The following is a 19,784-nucleotide window of genomic DNA, read 5'->3' as shown; positions in this document are numbered from 1 at the left end:
CCTAAATATTTCATAAAAAATTTTGTGCTGTCGCATGGTTGAAACCAATGCTTGCTAAAAATTAAAATTTAATATGGGAAATCTTTTCTTCTAAAAGATTCATTTTCTGCTGGAGTTTGGCAAGGAATTTTTGGTGTTGTTCTGATTCGGGATTGAAGCTTCTGTGACGCAGGCTTTTTTGAATTTCATCTACTTCCTGCATTGTTGAAATACTTTCTTGTGAAATATAATTTTCACTGAAAAGTTTCCAGATATAATCGATCGCGATTTGGTTAGGATGCAGCATATCTTCGTTGTAGAAGCGATAATCGCGAAGTTCATCCATCATGATTTCGTAGGACGGAAAGTATTCAGTGTTCAGTTTTAAGTGTTCAGTATTCAACGCAGCATGCAAAGCTGCAAATAAATACGATTTGCTTAATTGATTTTCTACAAAACCATCTTTGATATGACGCACTGGTGAAATCGTGAAAATGAAATTGATATTTGGGTTTAAAACCTGAATTAAATCAATTGTGTTTTGAATGCTTTTTTGGATTATTTCAACTGATAATAATTCTTTTGAGAATTGCTTTTGAGGCACTTTATGGCAATTGGCGGCAATTTCTGTGCTTTCGATATTTCTGTAAATCCAGGAAGTTCCAAATGTGATAATAATATGTGTAGCTTCTTTGATTTTTTTGTTGGTTTCTGTAATGGCTTTGTTGAGTGTTTCTAATAATTCTTGTCGGTCAGCATTACTTAAGTCTGAATGAACTTCGAAACTATGCCAGCGTTCGTTGTGAAAAAAAACATCTTTTTCTGTAAACAATTCTTCTTTGCAAACTCTGCCAAATAATTTTTCAATCGAAACGGGATTGAATATAATTCCAAACGGATTAGTTACATTTTGAAACTTGAAATAATCGAATTTCTCTGCCATATTTTCTGCAAAACAAGAACCAACAGAAAGTATCTTCGAATTATAATCGATTGGATTGTTACTTTTTGAAATTGGGATTTGGGTTCTGAATTGCATTTGATTCTTTTCTGTAAATTTCGGTTATTTTTTACAAACAAAAAAGCCAGAAGTTTTTTGCTTCTGGCTTCAAATAAATTTAATACTATTGTTTCCTAGTTATAATCAAACTTATAAATTTCATGTACTTTTCCGCTCTTAATATCCATATATTTTTTTTCAATTGGAAAACCATTTGAATCATATGTACAAGAAATAGTATTTATAAAAGTAGTTCCGGCTGACAAATCCATTTTAACGACATTATTTGTTGAAATCTTTTCTCGCTCTCCAACTAATAAGTTCATCCCTAAAATATTTTTATATGGATTGTTTTTATTATCATATTCATAAGTATAAATATCAGCAGGGTAGTATTTAGAATAACTAGATTCCATTTTTATCATATTTCCGTTTTTATATGTGTATTTTCCAAATAATGTTATTCCAATAACATTATTACCCATTTTATCAAGCAATGAGGTCTCAAAAGAAATAGATTCATCTTCATTATACAAATACTTTGTTCTACTGGGATTTCCGCCATCTTTAAATAATTCAAAATCTAATTTTCCATTAAGATAGGAGTATTCTATTATAGATGCTTTTTTATTGTCTATATATAACTCTTCCTTTGTTATATAATTTCCTTCGTATGTATATTCAGTTACATAACCAAAATTATCACTGCTTTTAATCAATTTACGTCCATCATATTGCATTGTTAAAACATTATTTACACTAATCTCAGGATTGATTCGTGTTATTTTATTTGGCAAAATAATATTTTCTACTTTTTCAGAATCTTTATCATCATTAGAACATGATGAAATCACAAAAGTTAAGACAAATAAAAGAAGTGAAGTTTTTTTCATTTTAAATTAGGTTATTGTAGTATTATTTGGGTAAATATAATAGAAAATTAGACCTCGACAATTTTTTACATTTTTAATAACAATAATCAAGTTCAGAAACTAAAACATTTGCTTACTTTTGCATCTTCCATTTTTTTAAAATATCTATGAAATTATTATATTCTTATATAATCAAACACAAAATGCTTTTGCTTTTTGCGTTGATTATGGCCTCTATAAACATTTGTTTTAGTTTATCAGACTCTATTATTACCGGTAAATTAATGCAGGATTGTGGTGTTGGATTACACAAATACGAAGGAAATCCAGCTGGTTTTATCAAATCACTTTCTTTCTGGCTTGGGCTTTCGCTTGGTGCCGCTATGATTTCCAGAATTACCAAAAACTTCCAGGACTATTTCACGAATGTTGTGATCCAGAGAACCGGCGCTCAAATGTATACCGACGGAATTAAAAAATCCCTCGATTTACCTTATGCCGAATTTGAAGATCAGCGAAGCGGTGAAACTTTAAGTAAGCTAACTAAAGTTAGATCTGATTCTGAAAAATTAATCACGCTTTCTATTTCTTTGATTTTTCAAACCGTTATCGGATTCATTTTTGTAATTCTTTATGTTGCCCGAATTGATTTTCGAATTTCGCTTATCTTTTTAATTACAGCTCCAATTATTGCTTTGGTAAGTTCGTATTTAGGTAAAAAGATTAAGATTGTTTCTAAGAAAATTGTCAATCAAACGAATGCTTTGGCAGGTTCTACAACAGAAAGTTTACGAAACATCGAATTGGTAAAAAGTCTTGGTTTAACGTATCAAGAAGAGAAACGTTTGAACTTAAACACTTTTAAAATTCTACAGTTAGAATTAGAAAAAATCCGATTTATCCGAAGCTTGAGTTTTATTCAGGGAACAACGGTTCACTTTTTAAGAACTTGTGTTGTTTTTACTTTGTATTATTTCTTATTTGGAGGAAAAATTATTGTGGGTGATTTGCTTACAATGGTTTTCTTTACGTTTTTCATTTTTGGTCCGCTTCAGGAACTTGGAAATTTCATTATTGCTTTGAATGAAACCAAAGTATCGATGGAAAACTTTAAAACATTATTAAGCGCTCCAAAAGAATTCCGTCCAAAAAGTCCAAAACATGTTGGAGCAATTCAGTCGTTATTATTTTCGAATGTTAGTTTTCAGCATAAAACGGCAAAATTCAAAGCCGTTGAAAATATCAATTTTGAAATCAAACAAGGCCAAACTGTTGCATTTGTCGGCCCATCTGGTTCCGGAAAAACAACTTTGGTTAAATTATTAGTTGGTTTATATACTCCGGCCGAAGGTCAGGTTCTATATAACGATATTGACTCGACAGAAATTGATTTACTTGATTTAAGAAAACAATTAGGTTTTGTAACGCAGGATGCACAATTATTCTCCGGAACAATCCGCGAAAACTTATTATTCGTTAAACCAAATGCAACCGACGAAGAGTTATACGACGCTTTAAAAAGAGCAAGCTGTGACAAACTTCTTAAACGTGCCGAAGACGGTTTAAACACCACAATTGGTGAAGGCGGAATTAAAGTATCGGGTGGAGAAAAACAACGTTTATCTATTGCCAGAGCTATTCTTAGAAACCCGAATTTATTGATTTTTGATGAGGCTACTTCTGCTTTAGATTCTATTACTGAAGAAGAAATTAATGCGACAATTAGAAATATATCTGATAAAAACAGAATCACGGTTTTAATTGCGCACCGTTTATCAACTGTAATGCATGCTGATAGAATTTTTGTTCTTGAACAAGGTAAAATCATCGAGCAGGGTAAACATGATGATTTAATTGTTGAGAGAGGTTTGTATTACGCTATGTGGCGTCAGCAAATTGGGGAACGTAAATAGTTGCGTGTAAAGAATCTCGCAAAGTCGCAGAGTCGCAAAGTTTTTTTTAAGCTTTGCGACTCTGCTGTTTTTATACGTTTTTAAGTTTGGAAAAAATAATCGCGCAAAGACGCAGAGTCACAAAGCTTTTGACTCTGCACCTTCTAATGTTTTTTGCTTGGTTTTTACGGATTAATCTACAGATTATTAACGATTCTTGTAATACCAAACTTAATGAGCGGTACATTAAAATTTATAAGTAAACCTAATTTGATTTTTGTAATCTTTAAGTATGTCATAATTTGTTTTGCATGAACTTATGTTATTTTTTCAATTGATTTAATTTCTAAGATCAATTTATTTTCAACAATTAAATCAGCTCGAAAACCAATATCAAGTTTTATTTCATCCCAAACAACAGGAAGTGTTTTTTGCCTTTCTACAATTAATCCTCTTTTAGTTAATTCGTAATATAAAATTGCTTCATACACCGATTCCAACAAACCTGGTCCAAGTTTTACATGCATTTTGTAACAGATATCTACTACGACAGCTGAAATTTCATTTTCGGTCATACTTATAAAATAAAGTAAAAACTTACAAATATAGATTTATAAAACAAAAAAAATCGCAAAGCTTATAAAAACTTTGCGACTCTGCGTCTTTGCGCGAAATAAAAAAACTTACTTCACAAAATCAACTGCGTGAACTAGAGCTTCTACAACTCCAGCAGCATTTTTTCCTTTTCCAGATGCGAAGAAAGGCTGTCCTCCTCCATTTCCGTCAATATATTTTCCTAATTCTTTGATAACTGAATTAGCATTTAAGCTTTTGCTTGCAACCAATTCCTTAGCGATATAACAGTGAATATTTGGTAAACCATCTTCTACTGAAGCTAAAAACACAAACGAATCTGGTTTTGAACTTCCTAAAGCCGAAGCTAAATCTTTTGTAGAAGCCATGCTTAAATCTACTTGTTTAGCAAGGAAATTTACTCCGTTTACTTCATGAAAATCTTTCTCTAGTTCTATTTTTAAAGCGCCTACTTTTTCTTTTAATAATTGCTCAATTTGTTTTTTCAACTTAGCATTATCATCCTGAAGAGAAGCAACAGATTTCAAAATATCCTGTGGATTTTTAAGCGTTTCTTTTATCTCTGCCAATGTATTTTCCTGGTTTAGATAGAAGTTTTTCACCGCATCACCAGTGATTGCTTCAATACGACGAATTCCTGCCGCAACAGCACTTTCAGAAATAATTTTGAAATGCCAGATCTCTGCTGTATTTTTTACGTGGATACCACCGCATAATTCTTTACTATCACCAAATTCAATCATACGAACATTATCGCCGTATTTCTCACCAAATAAAGCCATTGCGCCTTTATCTAATGCTTCCTGAATTGGAATATTTCTGTGTTCAACCAACTGCAATTGCGCTTCAATCTGAGCATTTACAGAAGCTTCAACTTGTTTAACTTCTTCATCAGAAACTTTGCTGAAATGAGAAAAGTCAAAACGCAGATAATTTGGATTTACTAACGATCCCTTTTGCTCCACATGCGTTCCTAAAATATTTCTCAAAGCTAAATGCATTAAATGCGTAGCAGAGTGATTTTTAGAAGTTGACGTTCTTAAATCAGTATTTACTTTTGCCACAAAACCTGCTTCTACGTTTTCAGGAAGCTGTTTTGCAAAATGTAAAATCAAGTTATTTTCTTTTTTGGTATCGATAATTTCGATTGTTTCGTTTGCCGAAACCAATGTTCCTTTATCACCAACTTGTCCCCCGCCTTCTGGATAAAATGGCGTATTATCTAAAACGATTTGGTACAAAATACCATCTTTTTTAGAATCAACTTTTCTAATACGAGTGATTTTTACTTCGTTTTCTGTTTTATCGTAACCCACAAATGTTTCTATATTTCCAGGAATCAAAACATTCCAGTCTTCTGTTGAAACTTCAGAAGCTGCGCGAGAACGTGTTTTTTGTTTTTGCAATTCAACTTCAAATTCTGCTTCATTATAAGAGAAACCTTTTTCTTTTAAAATCAAAGCAGTCAAATCTTTTGGAAAACCAAATGTATCATACAATTCAAAAACCTTAGCACCAGAAACTTCTTTTCCTATAGTTTCTGCAACTACATTTTCTAACAATTGTAAACCTTGATCCAAAGTTCTTAAGAAAGATGCTTCTTCTTCACGAATTACATTGGTAACTAATTGCTGCTGCGATTTAATTTCAGGGAAAAATTCTCCCATTTGGTTTGCCAAAACTTCTACCAATTTATTGATAAACGGTTCTTTAGTGTTTAAGAATGTGAATCCGTAACGAATTGCACGACGCAAAATTCTACGAATAACATATCCTGCACCCGTGTTTGATGGCAATTGTCCATCAGCAATTGCAAAAGCAACCGCACGAACGTGATCCACAATAACACGAATTGCAATATTAGTTTTATTTTGTTCTTCGCTGATGTTTTTTACTTCATCAGATGTATATTTTAAACCTGTAATTTGTTCTACTTTTTCAATAAGCGGTGTAAAAACATCGGTATCATAATTTGATGTTTTTCCTTGTAAAGCCATACACAAACGCTCAAATCCCATTCCGGTATCAACGTGTTGTGCAGGAAGTTTTTCAAGAGATCCGTCAGCTTTACGGTTGAATTCCATGAATACGTTATTCCAGATTTCAACTACTTGCGGGTGATCGTTGTTTACCAAACTTTTTCCAGTAACCAGAGCTTTTTCAGCTTCCGGACGCAAATCAACGTGAATTTCAGAACAAGGTCCGCATGGTCCTTGGTCACCCATTTCCCAGAAATTATCTTTTTTATTTCCAAGAATAATTCGGTCTTCATCGATTAATGTTTTCCAAATATCCCAAGCTTCCTGGTCAAAAGGAACATTATCTTCTTTACTTCCTTCAAAAACAGAAACATAAAGATTTTCTTTTGGGATTTTATAAACTTCTGTTAAAAGCTGCCAAGCCCAGTTGATCGCTTCTTTTTTGAAATAATCACCAAAAGACCAGTTTCCTAACATCTCAAACATAGTATGATGATAGGTATCAAAACCTACATCTTCAAGGTCATTATGTTTTCCTGAAACACGAAGACATTTTTGCGTATCGGCTATTCTTGGACTTTTTGGAGTTCCGTTCCCTAAGAAAAATTCTTTAAACTGGGCCATTCCCGAGTTATTGAACATTAAGGTTGGATCGTCTTTAAGAACGATTGGAGCCGATGGAACAATAAGGTGTCCATTGCTTTTAAAAAAGTCTAAAAATTGCTTACGTACGTCTTGTGATTTCATATTTAAATTAGAAAATGTATCTGTTTACAAATGTGTCAATTTGATAATGTGATAATTAGAAATAATCTCAAATTAATAATACGTTAATTTTAAAATCGAAAATTAAAACTTATGCTTTTCAACAATAAATTCCCTATTTTGCGCATTATATAATTATGTAATTCCCCCAAATTATCAAATTATTTTGTTCTTGTAAAAAAGCGGTCAACAATTGAAACATTTAGCACTTTTGTTCGACTAATTGATTTTACAAGCTGCAAAAATAGCGTATTTTAAAATATGGCGAAAGTAAAATATTATTACGACTCAGAAAATCTGGCTTATACAAAAATAAAAACCAGAAAAAGAATCAAAATCGGTTATGCTTTACTGTTTTTAGTGGCTTCGGCATTGTTTGGATTTTTAGTTTTTGTACTTTTAATTAACACTCCGTATTTTGAAACGCCAAAAGATCGTTTACAGGCACGTGAAATTGAAAATTTAAAGCTGCAATATTCAATTCTGAATAAAAAACTGGACGAAATTGACGCTGCCGCAGAGGCTTTAGAGGAACGTGACAATAATATTTACAGAGTATATTTTAATAAAGCCGAAATTCCGGATTCTATTAGAAAAGCAGGTTTTAGAAACCCTGAAAGATATAAGACTTTAGAAGGTTACAACAATTCGCAGCTGGTTTTGAATACGACAAAAAGAGTAGATAAACTTTCCAAAGAATTGGCGATTCAGTCGAAATCTTTAGATGAAATATTGAAATTAGCCGGCGCAAAAGAAAGTTTATTATTAGCGATTCCGGCAATTCAGCCCGTGCAGAATGAAAATTTAAAACGTGTTGCATCTGGTTTTGGATACAGGATCGATCCTTTCACGAAAGTGCGAAAAATGCACAACGGAATGGATTTTACTGCCAACACAGGAGCACCTGTTTATGCCACTGGTGACGGCGTTGTGGCAAGGGCTGACAACACGGCTTCGGGCTTTGGGAACCATGTTGTGATCAGGCATGGTTTTGGATATGAGAGTTTGTACGCGCATTTAAGCAAATATAACTGCAGACCCGGACAACATGTCAAACGCGGCGATGTAATTGGTTATGTAGGAAGCACAGGAAGATCTGAAGGGCCGCATTGTCATTATGAAGTACATAAAGATGGCAGAGTTGTAAACCCGCTGAACTTCTATTATGGCAATATTTCGGCAGCAGAATACGTGGCAATTTCGAAAATGGCAAACCAGGAAAATCAGTCATTAGATTAATACTACAAAAAGTATTATTTTTGAAATAAATTAGAAACAAAAAAACATGCATATTGAGCTTTCAAAAGATAAAAGATATTACAGCATTGGCGAAGTTGCCAAAGCTTTTAATGTCAATGCATCCTTGATACGATTTTGGGACAGCGAATTTGATATACTGAAACCAAAAAAGAACGCCAAAGGCAACAGAATGTTTACTCCAGAGGATGTAACCAATCTGCAATTGATTTATCATTTAGTTAAAGAAAGAGGTTTTACGCTTGAAGGTGCCAAAACACATTTAAAAGAAGGTCAGAAGAAAACGTTAGATAAATTCGAAATAATACGTAAATTAGAGACCATAAAAACGCAATTGAACGAGATCAAAAACGAATTGTAATTAAAAATAGAAATAAACTTAAATCAAAACAAATATGAAAAAGTGGTTAATCCCTGTAGGAATTATTATCGTATTTATTGCCATTATCGCATTTTGGTCGATTGGAATTAAAAATAGTGCTTTGCAATACAGCCAAGCTGTAAATAAAGAATGGGGTAACGTACAAACAGCTTACCAAAGAAGAAATGACCTTATTGGTAATTTAGTAAATACAGTTAAAGGTGCTGCTGATTTTGAAAAATCAACTTTAACAGCAGTAATCGAAGCTCGTGCAAAAGCTACTTCTGTAACTATTGATCCAAGTAATGTAACTCCAGAGCAATTGGCACAATTCAATCAGGCTCAAAGTGGTGTTTCTTCTTCTTTATCAAAATTATTGGTTTCTGTGGAACAATATCCAACATTGAAAGCAAACGAGAATTTCTTGAAATTGCAAGACGAATTAGCAAGCACAGAAAACCAAATTTTAACGGCTAGAACTCGTTTTAACGAATCTGTACAAGGTTATAATGGTTACATCTTAAAAATTCCGAACAACTGGTTCTTGAGCGAATACAAAGAAAAACCATACTTCGAAGCTTCTACCGGAGCAGACAAACCAGTTGAAGTAAAATTCTAAGAATTTAATATTTTTAGAAAATAATCTAAAATCATAAATCTAAACTCTAAAATCATTCCCATGTCAAAAGTAGAAGATTTTTTAACCAAAGCAGAAGAGCAGGAAATTGTTGAAGCTATTCGCATGGCCGAAAATAATACTTCTGGCGAAATTAGGGTTCATATAGAAAAAACAACTTCTAAAGCTCATTATGACCGAGCTTTAGAAGTTTTTCATGAATTGCGAATGCATGAAACCAGACTAAAAAATGGTGTATTGCTCTATTTTGCAGTTGATGATAAAAACTTCGTGATTTGCGGAGACAAAGGAATCGATGATTTGGTTGCTGATGATTTTTGGGATTGTACCAAAGACATTATGACCAATCATTTTAAATCTGGTAACTTTAAACAGGGAATTGTCGATGGTATTTTGAATGCCGGCGAACAGTTAAAAAAACATTTTCCTTCATTAGCAGACGATACAAACGAATTATCTAACGAAATTTCAAAAGGATAAATAATGAAAAATTCCGATAATAAAATTTTAAATTCCAATAGAATTTTTCAGTTTACTCTTTTGTTTATCACGCTTTTCATTAGCAATAGTATTTTTGCTCAATTTGATATTCCAAAAAAACCGGATTTTCAAACTTCTGTTTACGACTATGCCAATGTTTTAAGTGCTTCTGAAAAAACGCAGTTAGAAGAAAAACTAGTTCGTTATTCTGATTCAACTTCTACCCAAATTGTAGTCATTACTATTGAAAGCTTAAAAGGCGAAGATATTGGAATTCTTACTCCAAAATGGGCTCAGGAATGGGGAATTGGACAAGCAAAAGAAGATAACGGAGTTTTGATTTTATTGGCTAAAGCCGAAAGAAGAATCTGGATTTCTCCTGGTTATGGATTAGAAGATCGTTTAACGGCCGGAATTGGAGGAGAAATTACCCGAAACATTATTATCCCGGAATTTAAAGCAGGAAGTTATTATCGCGGACTTGATAAAGGTGCCGATGCGCTTTTTGATGTTTTTAAAGGCAAATATAAAGGCGAACGTAAACAATCTAAAGGAAAAGACTTTCCTATACTTCCATTTATCGTTATTGTTGTAATTGTTTTAATTTTGCTTTCTCGCGGCAAAAGAGGAGGTGGAAATTCTGGCAGCAGTGGCGGCGGTCCAAGCCTGATGGATGTAATTCTTTTAAGCAGTCTTGGCAGAAGCAGCGGCGGTGGTTTTGGAGGTTTTGGCGGAGGTTCATCTGGCGGAGGAGGCGGTTTCGGCGGTGGATTTGGCGGAGGCGGATTCTCTGGAGGAGGTTCTGGCGGAAGCTGGTAGAAAAAGAAAAACAGTTTTCAGCCGCAGTTTTCAGTTTCAAGTTTAAATTCATACATTTACATTTTACAATTAATTATATAGATGTTATCACATAAAGCAAAATACGCCCTTAAGGCCTTACTTTATTTAGCAGAACAAGACGAAAATCACATTTCTAGAACTATAGAAATTGCTGATGGCGCTAACATTCCTAAAAAGTTTTTAGAACAGATTCTTTTGGATCTAAAACGAGGACGTTTTGTGAGCAGTAAGCAGGGAAAATTTGGCGGATATTACCTGATAAAATCAAAAAATGACATCACTTTGGCAGAAATTCACCGATTATTTGACGGTGCAATTGCACTTTTGCCATGCGCTTCTTTAAATTTTTACGAGCCTTGCTCTGATTGTAAAACCGAGTCTGAATGCAGTCTGCGTCACGGTTTAATGCTTATTAGAGACAAAACTTTAAAGGCTATGGAAGGTATCACAATAGCTTCATTGGTAAATAAATAAAAAAATATTTTCTAATTCCTAGTAAATCGATAGAATTAATATTTATATTTGCACAAAATAATTAACTAACCATTTACAAAATTTTTAACATGAAAGTACATTTTAGACGATCGGGTGTATCAAAACTTTTGCAAAATAAACAAACAGGGCTTTCTGCTTCTGTAAATAGAAATTCATCTATGATATGTATGTGCTGTTGATTTAAAAAAATTTTATTTTAAATTCTACTAATCATATATACTTACTATAAAACATGAAAAATTCTACTAAAAATATACTTACAATTTTATTCTTTTTAACCTTCTCTATTTCATTTGCACAAAACATTGAAGGTGTTGTTACAACAAGCGAAAATGTACCTTTAGAAGCCGTAAACGTGGTAGTTAAAGGAACTACAAATAGTGCCGTTACTGATAACAGCGGTAAATTTATAATCGATTCAAAAGGAAGATTACCAATAACACTTTTAATTCAGTATGTGGGTTATACAACTTCTGAAATCGAAGTTACTTCAATTCCCGTAAATCCTATTCAGGTTTTGCTTAAAGAAGAAAACGAACTTATTGAAGTTGTCGTTTCTTCAAGAAGAAGAATTGAAAAAGTTCAGGATGTGCCAATTGCAATTTCTGTTATTACAGGAAAGCAAGCAGAACAAACCGGAGCTTTTAACGTAAACCGTATTAAGGAATTAGTTCCTTCAGTTCAGCTTTATTCTTCAAATCCAAGAAATACTGGAATCAACATTAGAAGTTTAGGTTCTCCATTTGGTTTAACAAATGATGGTATTGATCCTGGAGTTGGATTTTATGTTGACGGTGTTTACTACGCACGTCCGGCTGCAACAACTCTTGACTTTATCGACGTAGAACAAATCGAGGTTTTACGCGGACCGCAAGGTTCATTATTCGGAAAAAACACAACTTCCGGAGCGTTCAATATTACAACTCGTAAACCAAGTTTTACTTCTGGTGCTGACTTTGAAGTGAGCTACGGAAATTACTCTTTCCTGCAGGCTAAAGCTTCTGTTACTGGTGCTTTAGGAAGCAAAGTTGCAGGTAGATTATCTTTCTCAGGTACATCACGTGATGGTTTAGTTGATAATGTTGCAACTGGAAGATCTACAAATACATTAAACAATCAAGGTATTAGAGGTCAATTACTTTGGACTCCAACTGTAAATACTAATGTTATTTTTGCTGCTGATATTACAACGCAGCGTCCTGATGGATATGCACAAGTTGTTGCTGGTGTTGCTCCGACTCAAAGAGCTGCTTACCGTCAATTTGATGCCATTATTAAAGATTTGAATTATCAGCTTCCAAGCCAAAATGCTTTTGATCGTAGAATTGATCAGGATACACCTTGGCGTTCTAATCAGGATATGGGAGGTTTATCTTTAAATGTTGATACAAAAATTGGAGGCGGAACTCTTACTTCTACAACTGCATGGCGTTTTTGGAATTGGGATCCGTCAAATGACAGAGATTTTACAGGATTACAAGTATTAGCTAAATCTCAAAACCCAACAAGACAAACTCAAATTACACAAGAGGTTCGTTACGCAGGACAGTTAACATCAAAAATTAGCGGTGTTGCCGGAGTATTCTTCATCGATCAAACATCTCAAACTGATGGAACAGAAGAATCTGGAAACGCACAATGGAGATTCTCTCAAAGTACAACAAGTGCATTATGGAAAACTCCGGGTCTTTTTGAAGGATACGGAATTAAAACTGATGCAAGAATCAGAGCTTCGAGTGCTGCGGTATTTGGACAAATTGACTGGGCAATTACAGATTGGTTACACGTTTTACCAGGTTTAAGATATAACTTTGATAAAAAAGATGCACATTACGCTCGTACAACATACGGAGGTTTACAAACTACTGATCCGGCATTGTTAGCCTTGAAAAAATTAGTTTATTCTGATCAGGCATTTGATTCAAGTACTGATAATACTGACTTTTCTGGAAATATTACTGTTACAGTTAAAGCTTCTGACAAAATCAATGCTTACGGAACTTTTGCAAAAAGCTACAAACCGGTTGGTGTAAACGTTGCGGGTCTTCCAACAGATTCTAAAGGAGCTCCTTTATTAGATCTTGCAGTTATTAGACCTGAAAAAGTATATCACTATGAAGTTGGGGTAAAAACTTCTCCTTTCAAAAATTCAATCTTCAATATTGCTGCGTTTAGAACAGACATTAAAGATTTTCAAACTAACGTTCAGGCTGCTGAATTGGGTGTAAACCGTGGTTATCTTGCGAATGCAGATAAAGTACGTGTACAAGGTGTTGAATTAGATGCAAGTTTTGTGGTAAGTTCTCATTTAACGATAAATGGTGCTGCAACTTATACAGATGCTATTTATGAAAAATTTACTAATGCGCCGCTTCCGTTAGAAGAAACTGGAGCTCCGGTATCTTTCAAAGATGTTTCTGGAACTGATCTTCCTGGTGCTTCAAGATGGGCAGGATCTTTAGGCGGTGAGCTTTCTGATAGTGCAAGATTCTTTGGAAACGCAGGAAAAGTTTTCCTTGCTATTGATTCTTATGCTCGTTCTGAATTTTCTTCAAGCCCTTCGGCTTCAAAATATTTAGTTGTTCCGGGTTATGCTATTTTTAATGCTCGTTTAGGTTTCCGTGCATCTCAAGGTTTATCTGTTCACTTTTGGGGACGTAACCTTTTAAACAAAGATTATTATGAGCAGTTATTGCCTGCAGGAGGTAACGCAGGACAATATGCTGGTGTATTAGGTGATCAAAGAACTTACGGAATCACATTGAAATACAACTTATAAGAATAAATAAAAATTAAAACTAAAAACTAATTAACGGGATACGGTAAAACGTATCTCGTTTTTTTTTTACATAATATTTTTCAAAAGCATAAATTACCTTAAACTGTTATTTTAAAAACTTATAGAGGCTTTCATTTTAGCCTCAAACAATGAATTTAGTATTTCGTAGCAATGATTTTTCTTCTAGCCAAAAGATAATCAGCAATATAAAGAAAATACTAAATGCAGAATTACTACAATTTTACAGTTTCAGCGAGTCAAATATCATACAATCCTTATTGGTACGTAAAATCAAATATCATTTTAAAATGTATATCAGGAATTTTAGTTTTGGCTTCTGGATTTGTTTTATCACACTTAAGTGATTTCAATATCGGATTTATTATCTCTATTCTTATAAGTGCTGTTTTAATTTTTAATGGCATTTATAAATTCATGATTAAAAATAAAACGACATTTATTTTTGATAAAACAGATAACGCTTTGTACAAAATTACGTTGTGGGGTAATAAAAAAGTAACTTCCCTGAATAATGTTATAGATATTATTTCAAAATCCAGAGCAATGAGTTATCATTATGTTCTTACATCTAAAGACAGTACCAAAATTAAAAAGATCAAATTGACAGCCAGCATTAAAAACGAAAATAAATCCAATCCCGAAGTGCGTTTTTTAGAAATGGAAATCATACCGCAGCTGGAATCTTTTTTAAACTTAAATAGTAAAGTCATTGTTTTCGACTCCAAATATTGTTCTACGATTTAGATTTTAGATTTTACAAAAAACTCGGATCAAATTAAAATTTGATCCGAGTTTTTTGTATTCCTTTGTTACTTTGAGCCTTTGTCCCTTTGAACCTCTGAACCTCAAAAAAACCTACTCTCTCTGCCTTCTCTTTCCTCCTTTTTCAGATCCTGTAAAGTTTCCGATTTTATAGGCTAGAGAAAACATTACATAACGTCTTAAAACAGTATTTTCTTCATCGCGTATTGCAGTTGCCGAAATGGTTCTTGTCGCACTCAAATTTTGATTTAAAACATCGTACACTTTTACTTTTGCATATAACTTTTTATCAAAGAATCCGTATGACAAACTGGTGTTCCATAGGTAAAAATCCTTTTTGAAATCGCCAGAAATATTCGAATTATAAGTATATCCAAAATCATTCCCGAAGATTAAATTTTCCGGCCAGTATGTTGTTGTCTGCAAATTGATTCGGTGAACCACATTTGAAGTTGCATCTCGTGAATAATTTTCATATTTCGACTGATTGTATGATAAGTTATAAGATGGCGCAATAGTCAATATTTCTCCATAATCATATGATAAATAAACTTTTGGCGTAATCGAAGTCGATTTTGCATTGTATAAAACGGCATTTGTAAATCCTTTATCGAAAGAATAACCTGCGTTTAATCCTAAACCGTATCGTAAAGTATGTGCTCCGCTTTTTACTGACTGATTCCAGTTTGCACCAATAGAGGCATTGTAAACGCCGGAAATATTTACATACGTTGTATTTCTTTTTCCGCTTTCGTCATAAATAGAAGTCGACACTATATCATTATCATAATAATCTCCTTTTAAATATAAACTATAACCGGAACGCGAACGGAAATCATAATTTTTGAAATTGAAATTTACACTGCTCTTTTCTATCGGATGTAAATTCGGATTTCCAACAATTGTATTCAACGGATTATTAAGGTTCACAACAGGCATTAACTGCGTTGCAGACGGCAGTGCATTTGAATAATCATATTTAAGCGACAAATTTTTAGAACGTGTAAACTTGTATCTAAAAATAGCTGTCGCAAATGGCAATGCATATTTTTTACTTAAATCGGTTGCATTATTTAAATACAACGAATGATTATTAAAATTTACAATTGAAGTTCGGCTGTCAAGATTTAATGTGAACTTGTTTTTTTGCAGCGTAATTCCAACTTTTGGTGCAACCGAATTTTGTACAGAACTTGTATAATTACTCAAAGATAAATTCAGATCACTATATTCTTGTGTATCAGGATTGAAATTAAAAGTTTTTTCATCGTTTACAGAACTATTCCAGTCAAAATCAGATCCAAATCTCACTCTTAAAGAATCGGTAATTGGTTCTGTATATTCGATATCTGCAGAATAAGCGTCGCTGCTGCTTTTCTTTTTTGTTGTTTGATTTCTTTCATCATTTGGCTGATTGTCCTGATAAAAAATTGTTTCAGAAAGATTCAAACCATTAGAATCCGTACTTGTATTATTATTGGTAAATACAAAACTTAAGTTTCGAGATTTCTTTTCAAAAGTTTTATTAAAATTGATTGTGTTCCCAAAATTAAAGTTATCACTTTCAGAATACGATTTAGAATTGCTTTCGTTTAATGCATTCCCGTTTTCATCTTCAGAAGAACTTGATGAAGTCGAGTTGCTGTTTGTTCGCGATTGATTCAGCTTTGGCGCCACCACAATTCGCATAGTTGGATTAATTTTATATTCTAATTCAAAATTGACATTATTCCCGGTGCTTTCGTTTCTTGTTTTAGACTCTGCCTCAGTAATAATATTTCCAGTTGGCAAAAAACTAAGCTGATTTGATTTACTGTCGTTATTATTAATCGTATTCGAAAAATTATAACTTCCCATCGCCAGTAAGTTCTTTGTCCAGTCATCAGAATAATTAAGTCCTACTAAGTTTGACTGTGTTATTCCCTTTCCGCTTCCGCCAGAACCAGAGCTTCCTCCTCTTCCGCTGCTGTTTCTGCCGCCTCCCATATTATCAAAAACATCATCCATCGAAAATCCTGTTGAATTGATATTATTGGAAGAAGCCAGTAAGCTTATCTTTTGTTTATTATTAAAATAATTGAGGTTGACATTGGCTTCATAACGATCATCTGTACCATAACCGCCCATTATTTTCCCGAAATATCCTTTGTTTTTCTTTTCATCAATAGTAATATTAATACTCGAAAAATCTGAGGTTGATTCTTGTTTTGCCAGCTCTTCTTTTTTGGTTTTAAAATCAGAAACCTGAATCTTCTTTATAATATCTGCCGGTAAATTTTTAATAGCAATGGCTCCATCTTTATCAAAAAAGGTTTTTCCGTTTACTAAAACCTGATTGACCTCTCGCCCATTTACAGTAATTTTTCCATCATTATCGACATCAAATCCGGGCAGTTGTTTCAGCAAAGTTTCAACATTAGAATCCGGACGGACTTTATAAGAAGCCGCATTAAATTCTAAAGTATCTTTTTTGATGGTTATGGGCGCTGCTTCTGTTTTAATAACAACATCATTTAAGGCATTTACATTTTCAAGCATGTATATTTTACCAAAATCTTTACTTTCTGTAAGTCCTTTATATTCTTCAAAATAGGTTTGATATCCCATATAACTTACCTTCAAAAATACAGGTTTGTCATATTTTTTAATATCCATTCTAAAAGCACCATTTTTATCTGTGGTGGCATATTCAATAACAGTAGAATCTTTAATTGTGGTGAAATAAACGGTTGCCATTTCCAGCGGCAATTGGGTATTGACATCTAAAATTGCCCCTCTAATAGTGATATCATTCTGCGAATGGGCTGTAAAGACAAAAAGGAAGAAAAACGAAAGAAATGAATAAATCTTAGTCATAAAAAATTTGGTTAGTTAGATGTTTAGACTGCAAAAAACCAAAAAGGTTTAATTGTAGTTTTTACATTTATTCAAATAGCATGCCATTTTAGTCTTTATTAAGGTAACAAAAAATATTCAAAATTCATTATTTTAAAACATAAATTACTGATTTTCAAAAATTTAAACCCTTTTAAAAAGGGTAAAACTACCCTTTTAAAAACAGTATTTAACCTAACTCCTATTTCATCAAAATACAAAAACTTTGCAGCAACAACCAAAAGGAGAATTCAGAAAATCCTAAAACAGAGTATGACAGAAAAGTCGAAAACTGATAAGAGTAGGCAACTTAAAACCAATTACCATGAGAAATATTTTTAAAGGTTCCTTAAGAGGATATGTATGTGAAGATTGTCTTGAAGCCGTATCTGAAGTAGAAATTCTAATTTATCATCCCTATAGAAAAGCTGATTCTACTGCAAATACATCATCAAATGCAAAAGATACATTTCGTTTTGTTTCAAAAGAAGAAGCAAAACAAAGAGCAGAATTACTAGCGTATAAAGCAAAAACAGATGCGGAAGGTAATTTTCAAATTGAAGTTAGCGAAAACCATCTTGATGCAAGCTTCGATATTGATTTTGTATGCGGTACTGTTCCGCCAAAACATCCAAAACCAAAAAGAGACGAAATAGTACAGCTGCATATTACGACTTTTTCGATGCGTTTAGAGCTTGAAAAGCAAGCAAAAGACGAAAAATACAGATGGAATTATGCTATTGCTTATAAATGGTGGTGTTATATTCGCGGGCACTTTTTTGATGCGTGGGTTATCTGCGGACATTTAATGAACTGCCAGACCAATAAGCCAATTGCTAATGCACAGGTTACAGCAATGGATGCCGATTTTTTAACCGATGACAATTTAGGAACGGCAACAACCGATTCTAACGGGCATTTTAGAATCGATTATACTTCAGCCGATTTTAAAAAGACATTTTTATCGCCTTGGATAAACATAGAAACTGATCCAAGTTTTCTTTCTTTTCAAAGCGGACCTGATGTTTATTTTAAAGCCGAACTAGGCGGTACAAAATTAGTTGACGAAACCAAAGCAGACGCACGCAAAAATGTTGGTTTTTGTTTATGTGTCAATTTATGTTCTGATGTAAATGTTGTAGATCCAAACGATCCAAATTTCCCAAGTGCATGGACAGGAATTGGGGCTGCTTTTAGTTCATCTTACGGTTCAAGCAGTTATGATTTTGATGCTGATGGTTTTGCCGGATCTGATAAAAACGTTTTATACTCTGTTATACGATTAACGGGACAAGCTGCGCTGAAATCAGGTACAGGAAATCCTATTGAATATCGTTTTAGAGTAAGCGATACAACGGCACCAAATAATACGGTTAGTTTACCAGAATCTAATTTTACCAAAATTGTTGGTGTAACTCCCGGATTATTTTCTTCAAGCATAGTTTCTAAACTAACGCGTAAAGTTTTCTCTTTTATTCTTAACGATATTTTTGTTTGGAGCGACCAAAGTGATTTTGATGCCGAAGGTTGGTTTGATGTCAATCATGCTATTGAAAGAACTTTAATTGCTGTGGGATTAACTCCTGCCGATTTGGCTCTTTATAATATTATTGAGGAAGATACGCTGATTTCGTTAAATACAACTCTACTTACAACAGCTCCGAGTATTCCGCCAAACAGTGTAAATGCAGGACAAAACATTCCTGCGGGAAGTAAAATTCCGCTAGAAAAATTTGCCATTAGATTTGAAATTAGAGAAGTGATCGATAAACCTTCTAATAATTTTGGAGTTATTGGTGGAAACGGAAAAACATTGAATTCTGTCGTGATGAATAATAATCCTATTTATAGAAAATTATCTATAAAAGAATTAGACGAAAGCAGTCTTTGCAGCCCTATAAGCGGAACAATTCATGGTCGATATACTGTTTATCATCCATATTTGGCTGGCTGCAGTCTGCACTTGAACAACAATAGCCATACGGTTGAAAGAGATATTCTGGACGGCGTAATAAATTCACTTCCGGCAGTTGATGAAAGAACCAACAATAGTTCGCAGCTGAACAATCCTCCGGCCGATATGACGCGTTGTACGTATACATTAAAACTATATTCATCAACCAGAAAACATAATGGAGATTATGGAGATTCTGACGGCGGAACACCTCTGGAACAATTATTCTTTTATGATGTTTAA

Annotated in this window: 14 protein-coding genes and 1 pseudogene; 10 read left to right on the top strand and 5 right to left on the bottom strand. The window is 33.5% G+C overall.

Annotation, left to right across the window (positions count from 1 at the left end):
- Positions 1-61 precede the first annotated feature (61 nt).
- A complete protein-coding gene (locus J2Y38_RS20390) occupies positions 62-1,018 on the bottom strand; it encodes a GSCFA domain-containing protein (RefSeq protein WP_309846214.1) in 957 nt (318 codons plus the stop codon).
- A gap of 95 nt (positions 1,019-1,113) precedes the next feature.
- A complete protein-coding gene (locus tag J2Y38_RS20385) occupies positions 1,114-1,833 on the bottom strand; it encodes a hypothetical protein (protein ID WP_309846211.1) in 720 nt (239 codons plus the stop codon).
- A 185-nt stretch (positions 1,834-2,018) separates the two neighbouring features.
- Here J2Y38_RS20385 and J2Y38_RS20380 point away from each other — a divergent pair, with 185 nt between their 5' ends.
- Positions 2,019-3,764, top strand: coding sequence for an ABC transporter ATP-binding protein (locus J2Y38_RS20380; RefSeq protein ID WP_309846209.1), 1,746 nt, complete (start codon positions 2,019-2,021; stop codon positions 3,762-3,764).
- A 176-nt stretch (positions 3,765-3,940) separates the two neighbouring features.
- Here the strand turns inward: J2Y38_RS20380 and J2Y38_RS20375 are convergent.
- Both J2Y38_RS20375 and alaS read right to left on the bottom strand, forming a co-directional pair.
- Positions 3,941-4,318: pseudogene (locus J2Y38_RS20375) on the bottom strand (GxxExxY protein).
- 108 nt (positions 4,319-4,426) lie between these two features.
- A complete protein-coding gene (gene alaS / locus J2Y38_RS20370) occupies positions 4,427-7,063 on the bottom strand; it encodes an alanine--tRNA ligase (RefSeq protein ID WP_309846206.1) in 2,637 nt (878 codons plus the stop codon).
- A gap of 279 nt (positions 7,064-7,342) precedes the next feature.
- On the opposite strand from alaS, the gene J2Y38_RS20365 reads away from it, so the two are divergent.
- From J2Y38_RS20365 to J2Y38_RS20330, 8 genes are all read left to right on the top strand, one after another.
- The gene (locus tag J2Y38_RS20365; protein ID WP_309846203.1) at positions 7,343-8,320 is read left to right on the top strand and encodes a peptidoglycan DD-metalloendopeptidase family protein; all 978 of its coding nucleotides are present in this window, start codon (positions 7,343-7,345) and stop codon (positions 8,318-8,320) included.
- 46 nt (positions 8,321-8,366) lie between these two features.
- Complete coding sequence (locus J2Y38_RS20360; RefSeq protein WP_309846201.1) at positions 8,367-8,699, top strand: MerR family transcriptional regulator; 333 nt, start codon at positions 8,367-8,369, stop codon at positions 8,697-8,699.
- A gap of 34 nt (positions 8,700-8,733) precedes the next feature.
- Entirely contained in the window at positions 8,734-9,318 is a 585-nt protein-coding gene (locus tag J2Y38_RS20355; RefSeq protein WP_232682918.1) for a LemA family protein, read from the top strand.
- 60 nt (positions 9,319-9,378) lie between these two features.
- Positions 9,379-9,816 (top strand): TPM domain-containing protein, encoded by a 438-nt coding sequence (locus J2Y38_RS20350; protein WP_291143079.1) that lies wholly within the window; start codon positions 9,379-9,381, stop codon positions 9,814-9,816.
- Between the two features lie 3 nt (positions 9,817-9,819).
- A complete protein-coding gene (locus J2Y38_RS20345) occupies positions 9,820-10,635 on the top strand; it encodes a TPM domain-containing protein (protein ID WP_309846198.1) in 816 nt (271 codons plus the stop codon).
- Between the two features lie 81 nt (positions 10,636-10,716).
- Entirely contained in the window at positions 10,717-11,130 is a 414-nt protein-coding gene (locus J2Y38_RS20340) for an Rrf2 family transcriptional regulator (RefSeq protein ID WP_053470541.1), read from the top strand.
- 253 nt (positions 11,131-11,383) lie between these two features.
- The gene (locus J2Y38_RS20335; protein ID WP_309846191.1) at positions 11,384-13,930 is read left to right on the top strand and encodes a TonB-dependent receptor domain-containing protein; all 2,547 of its coding nucleotides are present in this window, start codon (positions 11,384-11,386) and stop codon (positions 13,928-13,930) included.
- A gap of 222 nt (positions 13,931-14,152) precedes the next feature.
- Positions 14,153-14,695, top strand: coding sequence for a hypothetical protein (locus tag J2Y38_RS20330; RefSeq protein ID WP_309846189.1), 543 nt, complete (start codon positions 14,153-14,155; stop codon positions 14,693-14,695).
- A 111-nt stretch (positions 14,696-14,806) separates the two neighbouring features.
- Here the strand turns inward: J2Y38_RS20330 and J2Y38_RS20325 are convergent, their stop codons facing one another.
- Positions 14,807-17,569, bottom strand: a complete 2,763-nt coding sequence (locus J2Y38_RS20325) for an outer membrane beta-barrel protein (protein ID WP_309846186.1) — start codon at positions 17,567-17,569, stop codon at positions 14,807-14,809.
- Positions 17,570-17,912: 343 nt separating this feature from the next.
- Here J2Y38_RS20325 and J2Y38_RS20320 point away from each other — a divergent pair, with 343 nt between their 5' ends.
- Positions 17,913-19,784: a hypothetical protein gene (locus tag J2Y38_RS20320; protein ID WP_309846184.1), complete on the top strand. Its 1,872-nt coding sequence runs from the start codon at positions 17,913-17,915 to the stop codon at positions 19,782-19,784.

This window comes from Flavobacterium sp. 2755, from assembly GCF_031455715.1.
GTDB lineage: Bacteria > Bacteroidota > Bacteroidia > Flavobacteriales > Flavobacteriaceae > Flavobacterium.
This window is presented reverse-complemented; position numbering and strand designations above follow the sequence as displayed.

Bases quoted from the DNA above. Each gene is read 5' to 3' on its own strand.
- J2Y38_RS20390 (WP_309846214.1), bottom strand. From the start codon at position 1,018: ATGCAATTCAGAACCCAAATCCCAATTTCAAAAAGTAACAATCCAATC.
- J2Y38_RS20380 (WP_309846209.1), top strand. From the start codon at position 2,019: ATGAAATTATTATATTCTTATATAATCAAACACAAAATGCTTTTGCTT.
- alaS (WP_309846206.1), bottom strand. From the start codon at position 7,063: ATGAAATCACAAGACGTACGTAAGCAATTTTTAGACTTTTTTAAAAGC.
- J2Y38_RS20365 (WP_309846203.1), top strand. From the start codon at position 7,343: ATGGCGAAAGTAAAATATTATTACGACTCAGAAAATCTGGCTTATACA.
- J2Y38_RS20360 (WP_309846201.1), top strand. From the start codon at position 8,367: ATGCATATTGAGCTTTCAAAAGATAAAAGATATTACAGCATTGGCGAA.
- J2Y38_RS20355 (WP_232682918.1), top strand. From the start codon at position 8,734: ATGAAAAAGTGGTTAATCCCTGTAGGAATTATTATCGTATTTATTGCC.
- J2Y38_RS20350 (WP_291143079.1), top strand. From the start codon at position 9,379: ATGTCAAAAGTAGAAGATTTTTTAACCAAAGCAGAAGAGCAGGAAATT.
- J2Y38_RS20345 (WP_309846198.1), top strand. From the start codon at position 9,820: ATGAAAAATTCCGATAATAAAATTTTAAATTCCAATAGAATTTTTCAG.
- J2Y38_RS20340 (WP_053470541.1), top strand. From the start codon at position 10,717: ATGTTATCACATAAAGCAAAATACGCCCTTAAGGCCTTACTTTATTTA.
- J2Y38_RS20335 (WP_309846191.1), top strand. From the start codon at position 11,384: ATGAAAAATTCTACTAAAAATATACTTACAATTTTATTCTTTTTAACC.
- J2Y38_RS20330 (WP_309846189.1), top strand. From the start codon at position 14,153: ATGCAGAATTACTACAATTTTACAGTTTCAGCGAGTCAAATATCATAC.
- J2Y38_RS20325 (WP_309846186.1), bottom strand. From the start codon at position 17,569: ATGACTAAGATTTATTCATTTCTTTCGTTTTTCTTCCTTTTTGTCTTT.
- J2Y38_RS20320 (WP_309846184.1), top strand. From the start codon at position 17,913: ATGAGAAATATTTTTAAAGGTTCCTTAAGAGGATATGTATGTGAAGAT.